We start from the raw sequence: 20204 nt of genomic DNA, 5'->3' as shown, positions 1-20204 counted from the left end.
TAAGGTCTGGCGTCAGTCGCGCCAGAACTGCTCATAGGCCGTGGCGCTAAGTGCGGGTAGTTTAGTGATGATAATGTCGATTTGGCTGTTGCAGTTTTCGACGGATCCGCTCGTGTCCACAACGAAATCCGCACGCGCCTGCTTTTCCGCTTCGGGAAGTTGGCGCCCGACGATGGCCTCGAATTTTGCATCCGTCATGCCGGCACGCGCAAGAACGCGCTGCCGCTGAACGTCGTCCGATGCCGTAACCACGACGATGGCATCGACATGCTCGTCGCGGCTGGCTTCAAGAAACAACGGAACTTCGAGAACCGCGAGCGCCGCACCGTCGCTGTGCTCGGCCTGCAGGAATTTCCGCTCTGCCTCGTGCACGCGCGGGTGCACGATCGCTTCAAGCTCTCTGAACCGGTGCGGCGCGACGATGAGATGCTCCGTGAGCTTGGCGCGATCGACCGTTCCGTCCGTCAGCGATCCCGGAAACGCCCGCTCGATTTCTTCTGCCAGCGGACCGGCATAAAGGCGGTGAACTTCGGCATCGGCGTCAAAAACGCTGATGCCGCGCGCGCGAAACCGCGCCGCTGCGGTCGATTTTCCCATACCGATCGACCCGGTCAATCCAACGACAAGCATCATGCCTCGCGAATGTTCTCAGCAACGAGGGCATAAAGCTCGGAAGAAACCTCAGGCCGGACACCGAACCACTTTTCGAATCCGGGAACAGCCTGATGTAGCAGCATGCCGAGACCGCCGACCCCCACCAATCCATGCTTGCGCGCAGACCTTAGGAGCGAAGTCTCCAACGGGACGTAAACAAGATCTGCGACGACGACGTCCTTTTTCGCAGCTTGGAAATTGATGTCCGGATTTCCGGCGCCATTCATGCCAAGCGTCGTCGTATTAACGATAAGAGAGGCGTCTTTGACGTGATCGTTGCGCGTATTCCACGGCCACGCCGACACCGCTGCGCCGAAGTGCCGCGCAATCTCGTCGGCCCGCTCGACCGTCCGGTTGAAGACGCGAATATCGCGCCGCCCGCTCTCCAACAGTCCGTAGACGACCGCGCGCGCCGATCCCCCGGCGCCAAGCACCATGACCGGCCCCGGAATGCTCCGCCAATTCGGCCCCGCCTGATCGAGATTAGCCATGAACCCGTAGGTGTCGGTATTCGCGCACGCGAGCGCGTCGCCCTCGAACCAGAGCGTATTCGCCGCGCCAACCGCGACGGCCGAAGGTTCACGGATCTTGGCGGTAGCGAAAGCCGCTTCCTTATGGGGAACCGTCACGTTGCATCCGACAAAGCCGCGCGCTTTCAGCGTCGCAAGACATTGCGCAAGCTCGCCGGGCTGCACCGGTTCCTTGGTATACGAACCGTCGATGCCGTATTTTCGAAGCCAATATCCATGAATGAGCGGCGATCGCGAATGCGCGATCGGCCAGCCGACGACACAAGCGCGTTTCATGCCGTGATCATCTCTTCCTCGCGAAGGCGCGCAAGCAGCGGCAAAAGCGGTATCCCAAGGATCGTGAAATAATCGCCGTCGATCCGCTCGAAAAGCTGCACGCCCGCACCTTCAAGTTCATAACATCCGACGCTCATCAAAGCGCGCTCGCCCACACGCTCCAGGTAGGAACCGAGAAACTCGTCGGAGAAGTCGCGCACCGACATGCCCGCTGTCGCGGTCATTTGCCAATGAACATTGCCGTTCCGCGCCAGCGCGACCGCCGAAACGAGATCGTGCGTACGCCCCCGCAGCATCACGAGATGCTCGCGTGCTTCAGCGAGGCTCGCGGCCTTCGAGAAAATTTTGCCACCGAGCACCAGCACCTGATCGGCGCCGATGACGAGAGCATCCGGATGCAATACCGAAACGACCCGCGCTTTTTCGGCCGCAAGCACGCTCGCAATGTCGCTGGCTTCCGAACCGTATGTGTTTTCGAGGATGTGGGTCCGTATAGCCACTTCATCGATATCGGCCGGTATGACGTCGAACGACAGTCCCGCAGCTTTGAGCAAAGTTCTGCGCGCCGCACTTCCCGAAGCGAGCACCAGACGCGTTGTTTCAGGCATTGGTCGGTTCCGCCTCCGAGCGTGTTCCCGACTTGCGGTCTTGCAGAAGTTTCAGAATCATCGTCGCGGATTCTTCGATTGAGCGCCGCGTCACGTCGATGATCGGCCAGCCGTGCTGTGCGGCAATCTTCCGGGTATAGGCGATTTCCGCCGAGATCGTATCGCGGTCGACATACGTTTCAAGATCGCGGTCGGCCATCAGGATCGCGCGGTTGCGGCGCACGTCCGCGATGCGATCGACATTCGCAATGAGACAAACGACAAACGCCGTATGCGGTTCGAACAATTGTTCCGGCAGGGGCACCTGCGGCACAAGCGGAAGATTGGTCGTCTTGTATCCGCGCTGGGCGAGATAAAGACTTGTCGGCGTTTTCGACGTCCGCGAGATGCCAAGCAGAATGATATCGGCGTCGCTGAGATTATCGGGCAGCCGTCCGTCATCGTGCGCCATCGTGAAATTCATCGCGTCGATTCGCCGGAAGTAATCGGCGTCGAGCACATGTTGGCCAGCAACAGTCGGCGTCTGCGGCGCGCCAAGATAGCTTTCGAAAACCTGCATGATCGGCCGCAACACCGCGAGGCACGGAATTTTGAGTCGCTGACAGTGCGCCTCAAGCTCCGCCACCAGGGTGGTATTGACGACGGTATATAGAACGATACCGGGCTCATTCTCGATATCGGCAAGCACGCGCTTCAACTGCCGCTGCGTCCGCACGAGCGGATGCACGTGCTCGATTGCGCGGATATTTTGATATTGCACGATCGCGGCTTTCGCGATCGCCGCCAACGTTTCGCCCGTGGCATCGGACACGAGGTGCATGTGAAAGAGACTAGGCAACGTCATGGCGATCATCTCTTGAGAAGGACGCGCGGCGGCATGTTCAAAACTCTATAGTTATCACCCGACGCCGTGGACCGGCCATGAGTTGAGAGAACAACCATCGACCTACCCACCGCGATACCCACATCCGGGCAAAAGGGAAAGATGTTGTTCGACGAATGCCTGTCCCGAGGAACAACCCGCCTCTCCCGCCGTTGTCGAACCCTTCTCAACAAGACGCCCAACCGAGTTGGAGTAGCACATCGCTCGCAACTCATTGATTAACGAGAGCGTTAAGCCCCTATTGCGCGCCACGCGCCACAAGCGCTACGCCTCGTGCTACACGGTCCGGCAGCCGGACACCCTGTGGATTGAGCGTGGATGATCGGCGGATCCCCACTCCCCCCAGGGGTAAGAGTCTTAAAAATAAGATTCAAGAAAACTTATCTGATTTGAAGTGAAGGGAAGAACGACGGTGCGCGATCTGAAACCCGAACGGCTCGACAAGCGCTTCCTGCAACCGTTTTCGGGCAAAGCTGTGGCGCCACCTCCCGTCTGGCTGATGCGCCAAGCTGGCCGCTATCTTCCGGAATACCGCAAACTCCGCGCCGAGGCCGGCAGCTTCCTCGATTTGTGCTATTCCCCGAAACTTGCCGCCGAAGTGACGCTGCAGCCGATCCGCCGTTACGGTTTCGACGCCGCGATCCTGTTTTCCGACATCCTCGTCGTGCCCGATGCACTCGGCCAAAGCGTTCGTTTTGCGGAAGGCGAAGGCCCCCGTCTCGATCCGATCAAATCCATTGCAGGCCTCTCCCGACTCGCCCTATCGAACACCCACGACAAGTTTGCGCTCGTTTGCGAAACGGTCGCGCGGCTCTCGAACGAACTGCCGCGCGAAACAGCTTTGATCGGATTTTGTGGGGCACCGTGGACCGTCGCGACATACATGGCCGAAGGCAAGGGCTCGTCCGATCAGGCGGCCGCGCGCAGCTGGGCGTATCGCGATCCTGCAGGCTTCGCCGCCCTCATCGACATTCTGACCGAAGCGTCGATCGTTTATCTCTCTGGGCAGATTGAAGCTGGTGTCGACGCCATCCAGATCTTCGACAGCTGGGCTGGAAGTCTCGCCGAAAATGAATTTACTCGCTGGGTCGTCGAGCCAACCGCTCGCATTGTCAGCGAAATCCGCAAGCGCCACCCGGACGTCCCTGTCATAGGCTTTCCACGCGGCGCCGCGGCGTCATTGCAAACCTACATCGCAGGAACCGGCGTCGACGGCGTCAGCTGCGATACCTCCTGCCCATTGAGCGTGATGCAGACGATCGGCCGAACAGGCACCGCCGTGCAGGGAAATCTCGATCCGTTGCTGCTCGTCACCGGCGGCGATGCTCTCGACGATCGCGTAGACACCATCTGCCGCGCCATGACCGGTCTACCCTTCGTTTTCAATCTCGGACATGGCATCGTTCCTGAAACGCCGCCAGATAACGTTGCGCGACTCGTCGCGCGCGTTCGCTTAGCCGGGAAGTGAGATCATGCCGGAAACCGCTCAAAAAAGTTTGGCCGCGAAACGCGCTGGGATCGCCCTTGGCATTACGGCATTTGCCGCCGCGGCGTTGATCGTGGTTTTCGGTTCGGCGGCGTATCCTTGGGTCAAAGCGTTTCACGTCATCGCCGTGATCGCCTGGATGTCGGGCATGCTGTATCTGCCGCGCCTCTTCGTCTATCACGCCGATACGCCGGTCGGTTCGCCTCAATCCGAGACTTTCAAAGTCATGGAGGGACGCCTCCTCAACATCATCACGACGCCCGCGATGGCCGTGGCGTGGGTGCTAGGGCTATGGCTGGCATGGCAGAGCGGTTTCTGGTCGGCGCCCTGGCTGCACGCGAAATTCGCGCTTGTCCTTGCGCTTTCCGGGTTGCATGGCTACCTCTCAGCTGCAACGCGTGCCTTCAGGGAAGATCGCAATACGAAATCGGCGCGGCACTGGCGCATGATCAATGAAATACCGACGGTGCTGATGATCGGCATCGTCATCCTTGTGATTGTAAAGCCGTTTTGACCACTTTGCAGGCCGTCGCCGATCTGCTATACCAGTAACGTCCTCATAGGATTTTGGCAGACGGCACGTTTCGACGTTTTGATGCGTCAACGTTCGCTGGTTTATGACGAGGCGCCCGCCTCGTCGCTGTCGTGCCAAGCCCATTCACCCCACCCCACCACCCGATACCGCCGCGATGCGGCGCTCCGTGGAGTTCTTTTTCAATGAAGCAAATGAAGCTCGAGGATTTGAAGCGGAAATCTCCCGCTGAACTCGTCACCTTCGCCGAAGAGGCGGGTGTCGAGAACGCCTCGACCCTGCGCAAGCAGGAATTGATGTTCGCGACGCTCAAGCAGCTCGCGACCCAAGAGACAGAAATTACGGCGACAGGCGTCGTCGAAGTCCTGCAGGACGGCTTCGGCTTCCTCAGGTCGCCGGAAGCGAACTATCTTCCCGGCCCCGACGATATTTATGTCTCGCCCTCGCAGATCCGGCGCTTTGCACTTCGCACCGGCGACACCGTCGAAGGCCAGATCCGCTCCCCGAAAGACGGCGAGCGTTACTTCGCTCTCCTCAAGGTCTCGAACATCAACTTCGAAGACCCGGAGATGACCAAGCATAAGAGCCACTTCGACAACCTGACGCCGCTATACCCGACCCAGTGGCTGAAGCTCGAAATCGAAGACCCGACGATCAAGGATTTTTCCTCGCGCGTCATCGATATCGTCGCTCCCCTAGGCAAAGGCCAGCGCGCTCTGATCGTCGCGCCGCCGCGGACCGGCAAGACCGTCCTGCTCCAGAATATCGCCCACTCGATCACCGCCAATCATCCTGAGTGCTACCTGATCGTTCTGCTGATTGATGAGCGCCCGGAAGAAGTGACGGACATGCAGCGCAACGTCAAAGGCGAGGTGATCTCCTCGACCTTCGACGAACCGCCGTCGCGGCATGTCCAGGTTTCCGAGATGGTCATCGAAAAGGCTAAGCGTCTTGTTGAGCATAAGAGGGATGTCGTCATCCTCCTCGACTCGATCACGCGCTTGGGTCGTGCCTACAACACGGTTGTTCCGTCATCCGGCAAGGTTCTGACCGGCGGCGTCGACTCGAATGCGTTGCAGCGGCCGAAGCGCTTCTTCGGTGCGGCGCGCAACATCGAGGAAGGCGGCTCACTGACCATCATCGCGACGGCGCTCATCGACACCGGCTCCCGCATGGACGAGGTCATCTTCGAAGAGTTCAAGGGTACCGGCAACTCGGAAATCATCCTCGACCGCAAGGTCTCCGACAAGCGCGTCTTCCCGGCAATCGACGTGTCCCGCTCGGGCACCCGCAAGGAAGACCTGCTGGTTCCGAAGGACCAGCTCAAGAAGGTCTACGTCCTCCGCCGCATCCTCAATCCGATGGGTACGATGGACGGCATCGAGTTCCTCATCGACAAGCTTCGCTCGACCAAAACCAATGGCGAGTTCTTCCAGTCGATGAATACCTGATCAAGATGAGGCGGCCCGGAAACCCGGGTCGCCGCTTCTTATCCCGCCTATTCGAAAGGCCAGAATGGCCTGAGTTCAAGGCGTCCCGCGCGTGCCATCGGATGCTTGGCCGCAATCGCGATAGCATCTTCCATGCTCTCGCATTCGAGGATGTCGAACCCGACAATCACATCTTTGGATGCAGTGAACGGTCCATCAATGATGTGAACTTTGCCGTTGCGCACACGCACGGTTCTGGCGTCTCGGGAGGGGCGCAGCCGGTCGCCTGTGATCCGTTGCTTCTCTGTCTCCGCCAGCCATCGTTCGATATCGCCGGGCTTTTCACCGGTCGCATCGGGCTCCGCATCGGTCGCAACGAACATCATGTATTTCATGCTGGCGATCCTCCGCGCGACGGCCGTTGCCGAAGGACGAGCGCATAGGTGTCAATCCGACAAGCGGAATCGTCGAAATGATTCACGTGAAATAAAAAGACCGCTCACTCGAGCGGCCTTTTCGCCAGATCATCGATATCGCGCGGGATTTACTCCGCCGCGTGGAAGACCTGATCGCGAGCTTGTTGCGCCGGCGTCTTAGCCTTGGCTGCCATCTGCTTGTAACGCTCCGGCTCGCCCTGCCCCGGCTTATAGACGAACGGCAACATCAACTGCTCCCACAGGCTTTTCGGGAAATTCGGCAACTCGTCGACGCCCATGTCCTTCGCCGTAACGTCACGCTTCAGCTTCTCGACGTACGTTCCGAACATCCGGTCCCAGACCGTCAGCAGCAGGCCGAAATTGCAGTCGCCCTCGGTGCCCCAGTTGACGTGATGCAAATGGTGCAAGCGGCCGATGGCGAGATGCTTCTGCAGCGGCCCAAGCCGCGCATCGACGTTCGAGTGCTGCACGATCAGCGTCACCGAGATCACGAAGCCAAGCACCACCGCGACCGGAACCGGCATGCCGATAATAACGAGCGGCATATTGCCGACGATCATGTCGAGCGCCTGGTGCAGCGGATGGCGGATGACGCCGTTGTAGCCATAGAGGCGGCCGACGCCGTGATGCACCGCATGCAGCCTCCACAGCGGCGCCAAGCGATGGCTCAGGTAGTGCATGAACATGAAGGCAAAGTCGGCGACGACGAATGCGATCAAAACCTGTGACCACATCGGCCACTGCGTCGGCCAAATGCCTTGGAACGGAAACAGCCAGCAGATCAGCGGGATCAGCAGGACGCCGTTGATCGAGCCCAATTCATACAGAAAGATATGGCCGGTGTTCGTGCCCATGTCGCCATGCGCATGATGATCGTTCCATTCCTCAAAGAACGGTGCGATCCGCTCGGCCGCCATCGAAGTTGCATAGGCGGTCGCCAACAGCGGGATAAGCAAGGCATATGCCCACGTCTTCCCCTCCGTGACCACGAGCTGGCTCACCACCAAGTAGGCGGCGCCGGTGAGGCCGAACATCATGAACGGGGCGTAGCCGTAACGGACGGCGTTTCGCAAATATTTCATCGTGGGCTGCCTTTCTGGACACCCTGTATATCGCTCTCAAGATACCTCATCCAAGCGTTTGAACTGTGAGACGTTTCAACGCGGTAAAGATTGACAGCGATCAATAGTTTAGCTGCGCGCGATCAGAAGTTCTTTGGTCAAAGTTTCAGCCTCCCGGATAGGCGCGCCGCAAACCGGTCCGACGCAAACGTAAGCGATTGATTTTCCGTCTGGGCTCGTCTTCCCCACAAACGCGGATCCCTCGGGGAACGATCCCGTCCCCGTCTCGAACACGACCGCACCCGGCACCGAGATTGTGCGCAATGCTGTCTGGAAATCAGCATCACCGCCGCCGATCACGGCGACTTGAACCAGCCGACCAAGGTCAAGCTCCGCTGCGATCAGACCGCAATGCCCGGTCGGCGCCCGCGCCACCGCACCCGAAAAGACCTTCGTGAGTTCCACTGCCCTGTCGTCGTAACGCGTATCGCCCGTCAGCGCCGCGAGGGCGTTGAGATTCGAAAGCTGAATGGCGTTGGCGCTGGGCGTCGCATCATCGGACGCCGACTTCAGCCGCAGGATCACATCGACGGTATCATCGGCGGCGGTGAAGTAGCCGCCGTTTTCGCCATCCCAATAATGCGTATCGAGGACGCCGGCCCAGCGCTCAGCTTGTGCCAGATAATTTTCCGATTGCGTCGCGCCGTAGAGGCGAAGCGCCGCCCAGATCATGTTGGCATAATCGGACGCCGTCGCCGGTGCCTTGGCAAGACCGGCGCGATAGGAGTGATAGAGGCGATCTCCACCCGCAGAGAGCTTCGTCGTGACACACGCGAAAGCCGTTTCCGCGGACCTCAGCCATTCCGGTTCTTCAAAGATGACGGCGGCACGCGCGAGCGCCGCGATCATCAAGCCGTTCCAGTCCGCAAGGATCTTGTCATCCCATCCGGGACGAATGCGCGAAGCTCGCCGCGCGAGAAGCATGGCACGCATCTCGGCGAGACGCGCTTCTTCGTCGTCTGAAAGCAGCGCCTGAGTCTCGAGGCGATTGAGAATGGTGTGGCCTTCGAAGTTTCCGTCCGGCGTCACGCCGTAAATCCGCGCGAAGACAGCGGCATCTTCCACGCCGAGCACGTCTGCAATTTCCTCCGCGCTCCAGACATAGAACTTACCTTCCTCGCCTTCGCTGTCGGCATCGAGGGACGCCGCGAAACCGCCCGCTTCTCCGATCATTTCGCGCTTCAACCACGCGACCGTTTCAGCAATCCGAACCTTGAACAAAGGCTCCTGCGTCTCGCACCAGACCTCCGTCATGAGATCGATCAGCAGCGCGTTGTCGTAGAGCATTTTCTCGAAGTGCGGCACGAGCCAGTATTCATCGACCGAATAGCGCGCGAAACCGCCGCCGAGATGATCGTAGATGCCGCCCTGACAGATATTGCGCAGCGTCGTAACGACGGCGCTCTTCGCGGCATCGTCGTTGAAGCGAATAGCCCCGCGCCACAGCAGCCAGAAGATGCTCCACTGCGGAAACTTAGGCGCTCCTGAAATTCCGCCATGCTCGCGATCGACGGCCCGAGTGATACGGGTGACGAGATCACGAACGTCCGGACCTTGTCCCGCACGATCGTTCGAGGAAGCATCCTCCTTCAACGACGCGACGAGCGCTTCCGTGTTCTTGCGCACATTGTCGGGCTGGTTCTGATAGGCCTCCGCGATGCGCAGAAGGACAGTGACGAACGACGGCCGTCCATAGCGTGATTCACGTGGAAAATACGTGCCGCCCCAGAACGGTTTCGCCTCGCTGTCGAGGAACATCGTCAGTGGCCAGCCACCCTGTTCGCCGAGGCGATGCAGCGCGCCCATGTAAATCGCGTCGATATCCGGACGCTCCTCGCGATCGACTTTGATGTTGATGAAAAGGTCATTCATCACCTGCGCCGTCGCCGGATCTTCGAAGCTCTCGTGCGCCATGACGTGACACCAATGGCAAGCGGCGTACCCAACGGAAAGCAGGATCGGCTTTCCCGACCGCTTCGCCTCGCTAAGCGCCTCCGGTCCCCAGGCCCACCAATGCACGGGATTGTGCTGGTGCTGGAGCAGATAAGGGCTCGTCTCGTGCTTCAGACGGTTTTCGCTCATGCGGCTTCATTCAATCGGCGTTAGGAGGGATTTCGGGATCAAGTTGCGGCAGGAGACATCTCCGAGTACGCGAAGCTTATGTCTATAAAGCCCATGTACCAAAACTCTTTAACGACTGGTGCCGCGACGATCTTCGCCCTCTCGAGCGCGCCGGGTCGCGCGGGCGTTGCGGTCATCCGCATTTCAGGACCCCGCGCGCGCGACGCATTAGAGAGGATGGTGGCGCCGACTCCCAAGCCGCGTGTCGCTGCCTTTCGGACTATTCGTCATCCCGAGACAGGCGAAGCGCTTGACCGTGCGGTCGTGCTCTGGTTCGCGGCGCCTTTGTCGGAAACAGGCGAAGATGTCGTTGAGTTCCAAGTCCACGGCAGCCGCGCGGTCGTCGCTGCGGTTCTCGCAGCGCTGGGCGGGATTTCAGGTTTCCGCTTGGCAGAGCCCGGCGAATTCGCGCGGCGCGCTTTCGAAAACGGCAAGCTCGATCTCGCCGAAGTCGAAGGCCTCGCCGATCTCGTTGACGCCGAAACGGACGCTCAGCGTCGCCAGGCGCTCGCCCAAGCCGGTGGTTCGCTGTCGAAACTCTACGACGGCTGGCGCGCACGCTTGATCGAGATCGCTGCGCTTACCGAAGCCGCCATCGATTTCTCCGACGAAGGCGACGTCTCCGCGGCATCATTCGCGGAAGCGCGAAAACGCGCGGAAATTCTGAGCAAAGAGATTGCCGCGCACCTCGACGACGGCCACCGCGGCGAAATTCTCCGCGACGGTTTTCGCGTCGCGCTTCTCGGCGCACCGAATGCGGGCAAGTCGAGCCTCCTGAACGCGCTCGCACGCCGCGAGGCCGCGATCGTCTCAGCCGAAGCCGGAACGACGCGCGACGTCGTCGAGGTGCGCCTCGACCTTGCCGGTCTTCCGGTCATCGTCTCCGACACTGCCGGCATCCGCGAAGCGACCAGCGAAGTCGAACAGGAAGGCATCCGCCGTAGTCTTGCCGCGGCCCGCGAAGCCGATCTGATCCTTTGGCTAGCCGAAAAACCCGAGTCGATTCCGCCGCTTGGCTTTTCACGTGAAACAAGTCTTGTAATTCGTTCCAAGACAGATCTTCCACATGAGTCGCACAGCAAATCCGAATTCGGGGATCTCGCCATCTCTGCCAAGACCGGCAAGGGCCTCGACCGGCTAATCGAGCTAATCGCAGATCGCGCCGAGCAAGCCGTCGGCTTCCGAACGGACCCCGCATTGACGCAGGCCCGCCACCGCCAGAACCTCGAAACGGCCCTCTCCGACGTCCAGGTCTTTCTGAACGGCAGCGCCGACGCTATCGAACTCCGGGCCGAAGATCTGCGCCGTGCCGCCCAGGCGCTGGGCCGGATTACCGGCCGGGTCGACGTCGAGGACGTCCTTGACCAAATTTTCAGCCGTTTCTGCATCGGCAAGTGAGTCCAAAAGGTTTCACGTGAAATGATTCTTTGGATTCGCAAGCCTGGATTTTCCTCCGTCCCGCCCAAAGGCGAGATTCGGGGCGACAAACCGCCTTTTGCCCGTTCTCCGGATGCGCTAGACCCCGGCAATGAACCGATATGACGTCATTGTCGTGGGTGGCGGGCACGCCGGAACCGAAGCTGCGGCCGCCGCGGCGCGCATGGGCGCCCGCACGGCTCTCGTTACGCACGCCTTCGCGACAATCGGCGAAATGTCGTGCAATCCGGCCATTGGCGGCCTCGGAAAGGGCCATCTCGTCCGCGAAATCGACGCCCTCGACGGCCTGATGGGTCGCGTCGCTGACGCCGCTGGCATCCAATTCCGCCTGCTAAATCGCTCGAAAGGCCCGGCTGTCCACGGTCCCCGTACCCAGGCCGACCGCAAACTCTACCGCCAGGTTATGCAGGCCGAAATCGCCGCGATTTCAAACCTCGACGTCATTGAAGGCGGGGTTGAGGACTTGATCGTCGAAAACGGGCAGGTCCAGGGCGTCATCACCGCAGACGGCCGCCCGATTCGCTCGGGCGCTGTCGTCCTGACGACGGGCACCTTCTTGAACGGCCTCATCCACATGGGAGAGCAGAAAATCCCGGCGGGGCGGGCGGGCGAAGCCCCGGCGCTCAGGTTGTCCGACCGGCTTTACACGATGGGTCTTAACCTGGGCCGCCTCAAGACCGGCACTCCAGCCCGCCTCGACGGCAAATCCATCGATTGGTCTGGCCTTGAGATGCAGAAGGCCGACGACCACCCCGTGCCGTTCTCGTTCCTCACCGAACGGATTACGACGCCCCAAATCAGCTGCGGCATCACCCATACGACAACCGAAACCCACGACATCATTCGCGCCAATCTTGTGCGTTCGCCTATGTATTCGGGCCAAATCGAGAGCGTCGGTCCCCGCTATTGCCCCTCGATCGAAGACAAGGTCGTGCGATTCGCCGACCGCTCGTCGCATCAGATTTTCCTCGAACCCGAGGGCCTCGACGACGACACGATCTATCCGAACGGCGTCTCGACCTCGCTTCCGGCCGAGGTCCAGGAAGCCTTTCTGAAAACGATGCCGGGGCTCGAAAGGGTCGTTATCAAACGGCCGGGCTACGCCATCGAATACGATTACGTCGATCCGCGCGAGCTGACGCCCGGACTTGAGGTCAAGAGCCTGCCCGGCCTGTTTCTCGCGGGACAGATCAACGGCACGACGGGCTATGAAGAAGCTGGCGCCCAAGGCGTTCTAGCGGGCATCAATGCAGCCCTGCTTGCCGGAGATTCATATACAACCGATTCACGTGAAACGGATTTGCCGAAAAACGCGGATTCACGTGAAACATTCAGCGTTTCGCGCACTTCCGGATACCTCGGCGTCATGGTCGATGACCTGGTAACGCGTGGCGTTTCCGAGCCCTATCGAATGTTCACGTCGCGCGCCGAATTCCGCCTGAAGCTCCGCGCCGACAATGCAGATCAGCGGTTGACGCCCGAGGGGATTCGGCTCGGCTGTGTTGGCTCCGAGCGGGCAAGAAAATTCGAGGCAAAGGCCAAAGCTCTCAGCAAGGGCTTCGACGTGTTGAACCAGCTTTCGATCACCCCCACGGAAGCCGCGCGTCACGGGCTTTCCATCAATCGTGATGGTCGCCGCCGCACCGCCTTCGATCTCTTGGCGTTTCCGGAAATCTCGCTCGACAGCCTGAAGGCCATCTGGCCCGAGATCGGCAATATTGATTCCAAGATTGCGGCCCAGCTTGAGGTCGATGCCCGCTATGCTGTGTACCTCCGCCGCCAAGACGAGGACGTCGCCCAGATGAAACGCGATGAGGCGGTTCGCATCCCCGACGACTTCGACTACGCCGCTTTGCCAAGCATTTCGGCCGAGATTAGCCAGAAGCTCGCCCGCCACCGTCCGGCAACCATTGCCCAAGCCGGGCGCATTGAGGGTATGACCCCGGCGGCGCTGTTGACGCTGCTCGCCCGGCTCAAAGCCGCCAAAAACGGCAAGCCTGACCGCAAGCTCGCCTGATGGTTTTGCCGCGCATCGATACCGCCGACGCATTTCAGGCCCGGTTCGGAATTTCGCACGAAATCCGCGAAAAGCTTGAGATTTACGAGGCGCTCCTGAGGCGCTGGCAGAAGACGATCAACCTCGTCGCTCCGCGCACCCTGAATGAGATCTGGCACCGTCATTTCGCCGATAGCGCCCAGCTCTGGCCCCATCGACCCCCAAATGCGCGGACTTGGCTCGATCTCGGCTCCGGCGCCGGCTTTCCGGGGCTCGTCCTGGCAATTTTGGCCTCTAAAACCGGCGGAACCCGCCACATCCTGGTCGAAAGCGACAGCCGGAAGGCCGCTTTCCTCCGCGAGGTCGCCCGTCAGACCGGAGTTGCTGTGGACATTGTGTCCGCGAGGATCGAAAATCCCGAGACTCACGCTAAGGTAGGCGTGGCCGACTGCGTCACCGCGCGCGCGCTTGCTCCGCTCTCCGGACTGATCGAGATCGCCGCGCCGTATTTTGTGTCTTCTACGATTGGTATGTTCTTGAAGGGCCGTGACGTTGCGGCCGAGATCGAGAAGGCGGCTCAGGACTGGCAGTTTGCCTTTGACCTGATTCCAAGCGTGACGGAAGAGGGCGGCCGAGTTGTGTTGCTCAGTTCGTTACAGTCGCGTGCGTTGAAGCCAAGGACGGAGGGATAACCCGTGGCCGGCTACGTATCAGGCGCGGGCAGTGCAGGCGCGGGACCGCGTGTCGTCGCTGTCGCCAATCAAAAGGGCGGCGTCGGCAAGACGACAACCGCGATCAACCTCGGCACGGCATTGGCCGCCGTGGGAGAGCGCGTGCTCGTTCTCGATCTTGATCCCCAGGGCAACGCATCGACCGGCCTCGGCATCGATATCGAGCAACGCTTCAAGACGTCCTTCGACGTTCTGACCGGCAGCGCCACGATCCTTGATACGATCCTAAAGACCGCGGTCCCGAACCTCTTCGTCGTGCCCGCCAACAGCGACCTCGTCGGCATCGATGCTGTTCTGTCGGCCGATCAAAACAAGCCGTTCAAGCTGCGCGACGCCATCACCGCTATGATCGGCCAACAGCGCACGCGCGAACCCGACACGCATTTCACCTACGTGCTGATCGACTGCCCGCCATCGTTGAACTTGCTGACCCTCAACTCGATGTCGGCCGCGGATGCGGTCATCGTGCCGGTGCAGTGCGAGTTCTTCGCGCTCGAAGGTATCTCCCAGCTCAAGGATTCAATCGAGCAGATCCGCGCGACGCTCAATCCGCGCCTCGAAATCCAAGGCGTCGTGCTGACAATGCACGACGCGCGCCTGTCGCTCTCTCGCGAAGTCGCCGAAAACGTTCGCGCCTTCTTCGGTTCGAAGGTCTACGAGACGGTCATCCCGCGCAACACACGCATTGCCGAGGCCCCATCGCATGGCAAGCCGATCCTTCTTTACGATTACGATTGCGTGGGAAGCCAAGCCTACATTCGCCTCGCATCTGAAATTATGGAACGCGAGCGACGTTACAAAGCCGCTTGATGGCGCATAAGCGCCAGCTGCGAAAAACGACCGGTTTTAAAGACAAACTGACGAGCAGGGGACAGAAAAGCAGATGAACTCGATGGTGCCGAAGAGCCGCTTGGGCCGTGGCCTCGCTTCTCTCATCGGAGAACCGGCACCGCTCGGACATCGCCTGCCGCCGGAAGGCGAGCAGCGTATGGTCTCCATCGCCGAAGTGAAGTCGAGCCCGCTCAACCCGCGTAAGGATTTCCGCGACGATGAGCTTAGCGAGCTGGCGGAATCGATCCGCACCAAAGGTCTTGTACAGCCCATCGTCGTCCGTCCAAACGGTTTGAACGGAGGCTACGAGATCGTCGCCGGCGAGCGCCGCTGGCGCGCGGCGCAGAAAGCCGGAATTCACACGATTCCGGTGATCATTCGTGAACTCAGCGATCGCGAGCTTCTCGAACTTGCGATCATCGAGAACGTCCAGCGCCAAGACTTGAACGCCATCGAAGAGGCTACCGGCTATCGTGAACTGGTCGAACGCTTCGACTACAGCCAGGAGCAACTGTCCGAGATCATCGGCAAGAGCCGCAGCCACGTCGCCAACACGCTGCGCCTGTTGAAGCTGCCGACCGAAGTACAAGCGCTCGTCCAGAACGGCCAGATCAGCGCTGGCCATGCCCGCGCCCTGATCGGTCGTGACGACGCCGAAACGATCGCGAAGAACATCATCGACAACGGCTTGAACGTTCGCGATGTCGAAGCCCTGGTCCAGACTTTCGGCGAACCGGGCCCGACGGGCGGCAGTCATCGCCGCGCCCGCGATAAGGACGCCGACACCAAAGCCTTCGAAAAAGAGCTGGCCGACCTTCTGGGTCTCAAGGTCGAAGTTCGTAAGGCCTCGGGCGAGAGCGGCACCCTCATGATCCGCTATGGCAATTTCGACCAGCTCGATTATATCCGTCAGCGGTTGGGTGGCGGCTGAGGATCTTAAGCCTTTCTCGCCTTTTCGAACGAGTACCGCTTGATTATCCGGCGCTGGCTTGATGGTGTGCGCTCGCTTGGGTTCGAACGTCGGACCGAACCGCACGAGACGCAAAACATGAGCGAAGAAAATACCTTGGTCCGGCTCGCCGCGCTTATACGGTCGCGCCGGTCCGACACTTCGGCCAAGTCCTATACATCTCAACTGTTGACCGCCGGGACCGAACGCTGCGCCAAGAAATTCGGCGAAGAAGCGGTCGAGCTCATCATTGCCGCCATGGCGAGCGACGACAAGCCCGTCAAAGCCGAGGCGGCCGACGTTCTCTATCATTTGCTGGTGCTGCTCGAGTCACGCCAGATTCCATTCGACGACGTCCTGAAAGTCCTCGACGGTCGCATGGGAACGTCTGGGCTCGATGAAAAGGCCGCCCGGCCGAAGGACCAGTCGTGAAATCGCGCTCCGTCCCGCGGAAGAAGCCGAAACCGCAACCGCGAGACGACGCGCGGGGCGAAAGCAGGCCCTTTTCCCCGTATCGCGTCTTCACGCGCGAGGAATGGGCAAGGCTCCGCGCCGACACCCCGATGACGCTGCGGCCGAATGAGCTGGAGCAGCTCTCGGGCATCATCGAGGAGCTATCGGTCGACGAGGTCGAGCAGATTTATTTGCCCCTCTCGCGCCTCCTCAATCTCTATGTCGCGGCCGCCCAGAAGCTCTATTCCGTCAGTTCCGAATTTCTCGGCCGCAAGGATACCAAGGTCCCCTTCATTATCGGCGTCGCGGGCTCGGTCGCTGTCGGAAAGAGCACGACGGCTCGTGTTTTGCGCGCATTGCTGGCCCGCTGGCCGGATCATCCGCGCGTCGATCTCCTGACGACCGACGGCTTCCTTTTTCCCAACTCCGAGCTTGAGCGGCGCGGATTGATGGAGAAGAAGGGCTTTCCCGAAAGCTTCGATACCGAAAGGCTTTTGCGCTTTTTGGGCGATATCAAATCCGGCGTCGCCAGCGTCGCGGCACCCGTCTATTCGCATTTCCAATACGATATTCTCCCCGGCCAGGAAGTCCTGATCGAGCAGCCCGATATTCTGGTTATCGAGGGCTTGAATATCCTGCAGCCGGCGGACATGCCGAAAGACGGCACCAGCATTCCGTTTGTCTCGGATTTCATCGATTTTTCGATCTATATCGATGCCGATCCGGCGGTGATCGAGAAATGGTATCTCACGCGTTTCATGCGTTTGCGCAGTACCGCATTCCGCGATCCCGGCGCTTATTTTCATAAATACGCGACATTGGCACCTGACGAAGTGCGTCGCGTCGCGCTGAAACTCTGGCGCGAAATCAATCTCCAAAACCTCGAAGCGAATATTCTTCCGACGCGCCGGCGGGCTCAGCTCATCCTGCAAAAGGGTGAAAGCCACCGCGTCGAATCCGCGTCGCTCAGAAAGCTCTAGAAATGGCCGCGCGACTTGCGCTGCGGGCAAAAAAAAAGCCGCTTGGGGCAGCGGCCCTGGCGAGTGATCACAGGAGATCGCTCTACAGTCGAAGGCTTTGAAGTGGGTTTGCTGTCTTCAAAATAATAAGCGTCAGCGGCAGGTCTGCTGCTGGGCGGCCAATGCCGGGTCCGCGGCAACCGACGCGCTTGCCCGAATGTCCTTGGTAAGCTCGATCCGGGTTCTCAATGTAAAGACCTTGTATTTATCGCGAAGGCGGCGAATGGCGGAAGGGTTCGAATACCCCATCATTCGAATAGCGGTTGTCGGCCTCATCTCCGGGTGGACACGCAGCAACTCGTCCAACCGTGCCATGCGGTCGCTGTCGTCGATACCGGTCCCTTTCGGGCGGCCGCGTCGGATGGGAGAGTGAAGCATATGATCGAACCTCGAAACGAAGCGATTCGTTGATTTCGAGATTGATGCAATATAATTCACAATTCCAGGGAGAATAATTGTGAGTCCGTATTGGACACGAAATACCCCCTAAACATTCTCTATTTGAACGCAGTTCAGATGTAATTGATATATCGAAGGCGTCCCAGATACGAATCCGGGACGCCAGAATCAATCAGGTATTGGTCACGAAATAATGCCGTGTTGCCGTGCGAATTCGGAAAGCGAAACGGCGGGGCGAGCGCCGATATGGCTGATAATTTCCGACGCCGCCAAACTCGCAAGCCGGCCGGCTGTTTCCAAATCCAGGCCCTTTGCATATCCAAATAGGAATCCCGCCGCATATAAATCGCCGGCACCCGTCGTATCGACAACGGTCTTGACCGGAAAAGTACCTATTTCGATCGTTTGCCCTTCGAAGTGAATCTCGGAGCCTTTGGCGCTACGCGTCAGGACGGCAAGCTTAGCGTCATTTCGGGCCTTTTCCGCCGCAAACTCGAACGAGTCCGTTTGATAAAGCGACTTGATCTCGGATTCATTGGCGAAAAGAATATCGATGCCGGAACGAATGAGATTTAGAAACTCATCGCGATGACGATCGACGCAAAAACCGTCCGAAAGCGTGAGCGCCGTTTTTCTTCCCGCGCTTTTTGCGGCCTGCAGCGCAGAGCGAAATGCCTGTTTCGCTTGCGGCTCATCGAACAAATATCCTTCGAGATAAAGAATAGACGATGCGCGGATCATTTCCAAATCGAGTTGCGCTTCTCCGAGGTTCGTCGAAATTCCCAAATACGTATTCATCGTGCGTTCGCCGTCGGGCGTGACGAGAATGAGAGAACGCGACGTTGGAGTTCCATTCGAAACGACAGGTGCCGTGAATGTCACGCCGATCGAGCGAATATCGTGACTAAAAATTTTTCCGAATTCGTCATTCGCGATCGTGCCGATGAATGCCGCTCGCCCGCCGAATGACGCGATCCCGGCAATCGTATTGGCGGCCGATCCGCCCGACGTTTCGATGGCAGGCCCCATCCCCGAATAGATCGTCTTGATCTCATCGGCATCGACGAGCCGCATGCTGCCTTTCGTGACGCCAACCTTGGTGAGAAAAGCGTCGTCGCATCGCCCAATGATATCGACGATCGCGTTACCGATCCCGATCACGTCGTAACGCGCATCAGTCATAGAAATCCCCTTTTTAAATTAAAAGCGCTGGCACTATAGGGAGGCGACCGGTGCTCGCAAGCCGTGGCCTAGCGGCCGCCCGCCGCAGTTGCAGATATCGCGGCCAGCGACGCGAGAGCCAGGATCAAACGCTCGGCGATGACGTCTTCGAGAGCAGACGATAGACGCGCCGTTTTTGCCGCTTCTGCGATCCGGCGCAGCGCCTGGTCGAGCTGCGTGCGCGACCAGCTTCTCACTTGCCGCGCAAAAACATCCTTCTGCTTGAAGAACAGCGGCGGCCGCAGATACTTCAGGGCATCGTCGAGGCGCTGACCCGAGTCGACATCGCTCCGCACCCGGTGAAGCTTCAGGAAGTAGCGCTGAAGAACGCCGATGATCATCTGCGCGTTTTCGCCAGACGCGAGCGCCCGACCGTAATCGCTGATCGCATTTTTTGTTCGCCCGTCCGCAACAGCTTCGGCGATGCGTTCGACCGCAAGCCCAGCGGCGTCGCCGACAAGATTATCGACGTCTTCGAGCGTGATCGGAGAGCGACCTAGGCAATAAAGCGCCAGCTTCTCGATTTCCGACCGTGACATCGCACGATCCGCACCGAGCCGGCTTTGTAAGAGAGCACGCGCGTCGCCGTCGATCGTGAGCTTGAAGGACGTCAGAACTTCGGAAATGAGGCTATCGATGTCGGCGGCGCTATCGGGATAGCAGGCGACGGCGTAACAGAATGTTTGGCTTTCAAAGAGTGCACGAAGAGCGTCGTCGGATTTCAAGCTGCCGGCTTCGACGATCAGCAGTCCTTCGAGCGGGACCGACGCCAGAATGGGCTTCAACAGCTGCGTCGAGATCCGCCGGCCCGCAATCGCGCGCACGACGCGCCGTCCAGAAAACATTGGCCGGGTCTGTAGTTCCGTTTCAAGCAGCCCAGGATCTTCGTCGAGCTCGGTATCGTCGATCTTGAGGATTTCGCCGGGCGGATTTTCCCGCGCCACCAGCGCGTGCGCCAGCGCGGCAGAGCGCTCGCTTACGAGGCCCGGATCGGACCCGTGAAACAGCACGGCTGCGAGATCGGCAGGCGGCGCCTTCAGGAAGGCTGCGGTTTGCTGTGGTTTGACGGCGGCCATGACGAAGCTCTTAT

20 protein-coding genes are annotated in these 20204 nt (G+C 59.7%); 10 read left to right on the top strand and 10 right to left on the bottom strand.

Annotated elements, in window-relative coordinates; translation table 11 throughout:
* Positions 1-12: 12 nt before the first annotated feature.
* From coaE to WC811_RS12365, 4 genes are read right to left on the bottom strand one after another with little or no spacing between them, the layout of a single operon-like run.
* Entirely contained in the window at positions 13-633 is a 621-nt protein-coding gene (gene coaE, locus WC811_RS12380; RefSeq protein WP_372644919.1) for a dephospho-CoA kinase, read from the bottom strand.
* A complete protein-coding gene (locus WC811_RS12375; RefSeq protein WP_372644917.1) occupies positions 630-1460 on the bottom strand; it encodes a shikimate dehydrogenase in 831 nt (276 codons plus the stop codon). Before WC811_RS12375 ends, coaE begins: the two co-directional genes overlap by 4 nt.
* A complete protein-coding gene (locus WC811_RS12370; RefSeq protein WP_372644915.1) occupies positions 1457-2068 on the bottom strand; it encodes a Maf family nucleotide pyrophosphatase in 612 nt (203 codons plus the stop codon). The genes WC811_RS12375 and WC811_RS12370 overlap by 4 nt, the downstream gene beginning before the upstream one ends.
* Positions 2061-2912 (bottom strand): pyruvate, water dikinase regulatory protein, encoded by an 852-nt coding sequence (locus WC811_RS12365; protein ID WP_372644913.1) that lies wholly within the window; start codon positions 2910-2912, stop codon positions 2061-2063. Before WC811_RS12365 ends, WC811_RS12370 begins: the two co-directional genes overlap by 8 nt.
* A 451-nt stretch (positions 2913-3363) precedes the next feature.
* Here WC811_RS12365 and hemE point away from each other — a divergent pair, with 451 nt between their 5' ends.
* The 3 genes from hemE to rho all read left to right on the top strand — a co-directional run bounded on the left by hemE (position 3364) and on the right by rho (position 6420).
* Complete coding sequence (gene hemE / locus WC811_RS12360; protein ID WP_372644911.1) at positions 3364-4419, top strand: uroporphyrinogen decarboxylase; 1056 nt, start codon at positions 3364-3366, stop codon at positions 4417-4419.
* A 4-nt stretch (positions 4420-4423) separates the two neighbouring features.
* Positions 4424-4951: a protoporphyrinogen oxidase HemJ gene (hemJ, locus tag WC811_RS12355; RefSeq protein ID WP_372644909.1), complete on the top strand. Its 528-nt coding sequence runs from the start codon at positions 4424-4426 to the stop codon at positions 4949-4951.
* A gap of 203 nt (positions 4952-5154) precedes the next feature.
* Positions 5155-6420 (top strand): transcription termination factor Rho, encoded by a 1266-nt coding sequence (gene rho, locus WC811_RS12350; protein ID WP_372644906.1) that lies wholly within the window; start codon positions 5155-5157, stop codon positions 6418-6420.
* Between the two features lie 47 nt (positions 6421-6467).
* Here rho and WC811_RS12345 read toward each other — a convergent pair whose 3' ends face one another.
* From WC811_RS12345 to WC811_RS12335, 3 genes are all read right to left on the bottom strand, one after another.
* A complete protein-coding gene (locus WC811_RS12345) occupies positions 6468-6794 on the bottom strand; it encodes a YciI family protein (RefSeq protein WP_372644904.1) in 327 nt (108 codons plus the stop codon).
* A gap of 149 nt (positions 6795-6943) precedes the next feature.
* A complete protein-coding gene (locus tag WC811_RS12340) occupies positions 6944-7918 on the bottom strand; it encodes a sterol desaturase family protein (protein ID WP_372644902.1) in 975 nt (324 codons plus the stop codon).
* A gap of 108 nt (positions 7919-8026) precedes the next feature.
* The gene (locus WC811_RS12335; RefSeq protein ID WP_372644900.1) at positions 8027-10039 is read right to left on the bottom strand and encodes a thioredoxin domain-containing protein; all 2013 of its coding nucleotides are present in this window, start codon (positions 10037-10039) and stop codon (positions 8027-8029) included.
* A 93-nt stretch (positions 10040-10132) separates the two neighbouring features.
* Between WC811_RS12335 and mnmE the strand changes: the two genes are divergently transcribed.
* From mnmE to coaA, 7 genes are all read left to right on the top strand, one after another.
* Positions 10133-11476, top strand: coding sequence for a tRNA uridine-5-carboxymethylaminomethyl(34) synthesis GTPase MnmE (gene mnmE / locus WC811_RS12330; protein WP_372645774.1), 1344 nt, complete (start codon positions 10133-10135; stop codon positions 11474-11476).
* A gap of 130 nt (positions 11477-11606) precedes the next feature.
* Positions 11607-13532 carry a tRNA uridine-5-carboxymethylaminomethyl(34) synthesis enzyme MnmG gene (gene mnmG / locus WC811_RS12325; protein ID WP_372644898.1) on the top strand — a complete coding sequence of 642 codons (1926 nt, stop codon included), beginning with the start codon at positions 11607-11609 and terminating at the stop codon, positions 13530-13532.
* Positions 13532-14203 (top strand): 16S rRNA (guanine(527)-N(7))-methyltransferase RsmG, encoded by a 672-nt coding sequence (rsmG, locus tag WC811_RS12320; RefSeq protein ID WP_372644896.1) that lies wholly within the window; start codon positions 13532-13534, stop codon positions 14201-14203. Before mnmG ends, rsmG begins: the two co-directional genes overlap by 1 nt.
* Positions 14204-14206: 3 nt before the next feature.
* Complete coding sequence (locus WC811_RS12315; protein WP_372644894.1) at positions 14207-15052, top strand: ParA family protein; 846 nt, start codon at positions 14207-14209, stop codon at positions 15050-15052.
* A 73-nt stretch (positions 15053-15125) separates the two neighbouring features.
* Positions 15126-16004, top strand: coding sequence for a ParB/RepB/Spo0J family partition protein (locus WC811_RS12310; protein WP_372644892.1), 879 nt, complete (start codon positions 15126-15128; stop codon positions 16002-16004).
* Positions 16005-16121: 117 nt separating this feature from the next.
* Complete coding sequence (locus WC811_RS12305) at positions 16122-16454, top strand: phosphoribosyl-ATP diphosphatase (RefSeq protein ID WP_372644890.1); 333 nt, start codon at positions 16122-16124, stop codon at positions 16452-16454.
* Positions 16451-17455, top strand: coding sequence for a type I pantothenate kinase (gene coaA, locus WC811_RS12300; RefSeq protein ID WP_372644888.1), 1005 nt, complete (start codon positions 16451-16453; stop codon positions 17453-17455). Before WC811_RS12305 ends, coaA begins: the two co-directional genes overlap by 4 nt.
* Positions 17456-17587: 132 nt before the next feature.
* Here the strand turns inward: coaA and WC811_RS12295 are convergent, their stop codons facing one another.
* The 3 genes from WC811_RS12295 to holA all read right to left on the bottom strand — a co-directional run bounded on the left by WC811_RS12295 (position 17588) and on the right by holA (position 20190).
* Positions 17588-17872 carry a hypothetical protein gene (locus tag WC811_RS12295; protein ID WP_372644886.1) on the bottom strand — a complete coding sequence of 95 codons (285 nt, stop codon included), beginning with the start codon at positions 17870-17872 and terminating at the stop codon, positions 17588-17590.
* 204 nt (positions 17873-18076) lie between these two features.
* Positions 18077-19075, bottom strand: a complete 999-nt coding sequence (locus WC811_RS12290; RefSeq protein WP_372644884.1) for an adenosine kinase — start codon at positions 19073-19075, stop codon at positions 18077-18079.
* Between the two features lie 68 nt (positions 19076-19143).
* Positions 19144-20190, bottom strand: coding sequence for a DNA polymerase III subunit delta (gene holA, locus WC811_RS12285; RefSeq protein WP_372644882.1), 1047 nt, complete (start codon positions 20188-20190; stop codon positions 19144-19146).
* Positions 20191-20204: the final 14 nt, after the last annotated feature.

This window comes from Hyphomicrobium sp., from assembly GCF_041659645.1.
GTDB lineage: Bacteria > Pseudomonadota > Alphaproteobacteria > Rhizobiales > Hyphomicrobiaceae > Hyphomicrobium_B.
Note: the sequence above shows the minus strand (reverse complement) of the source record. Positions and strands in the feature narration are given on the sequence as shown.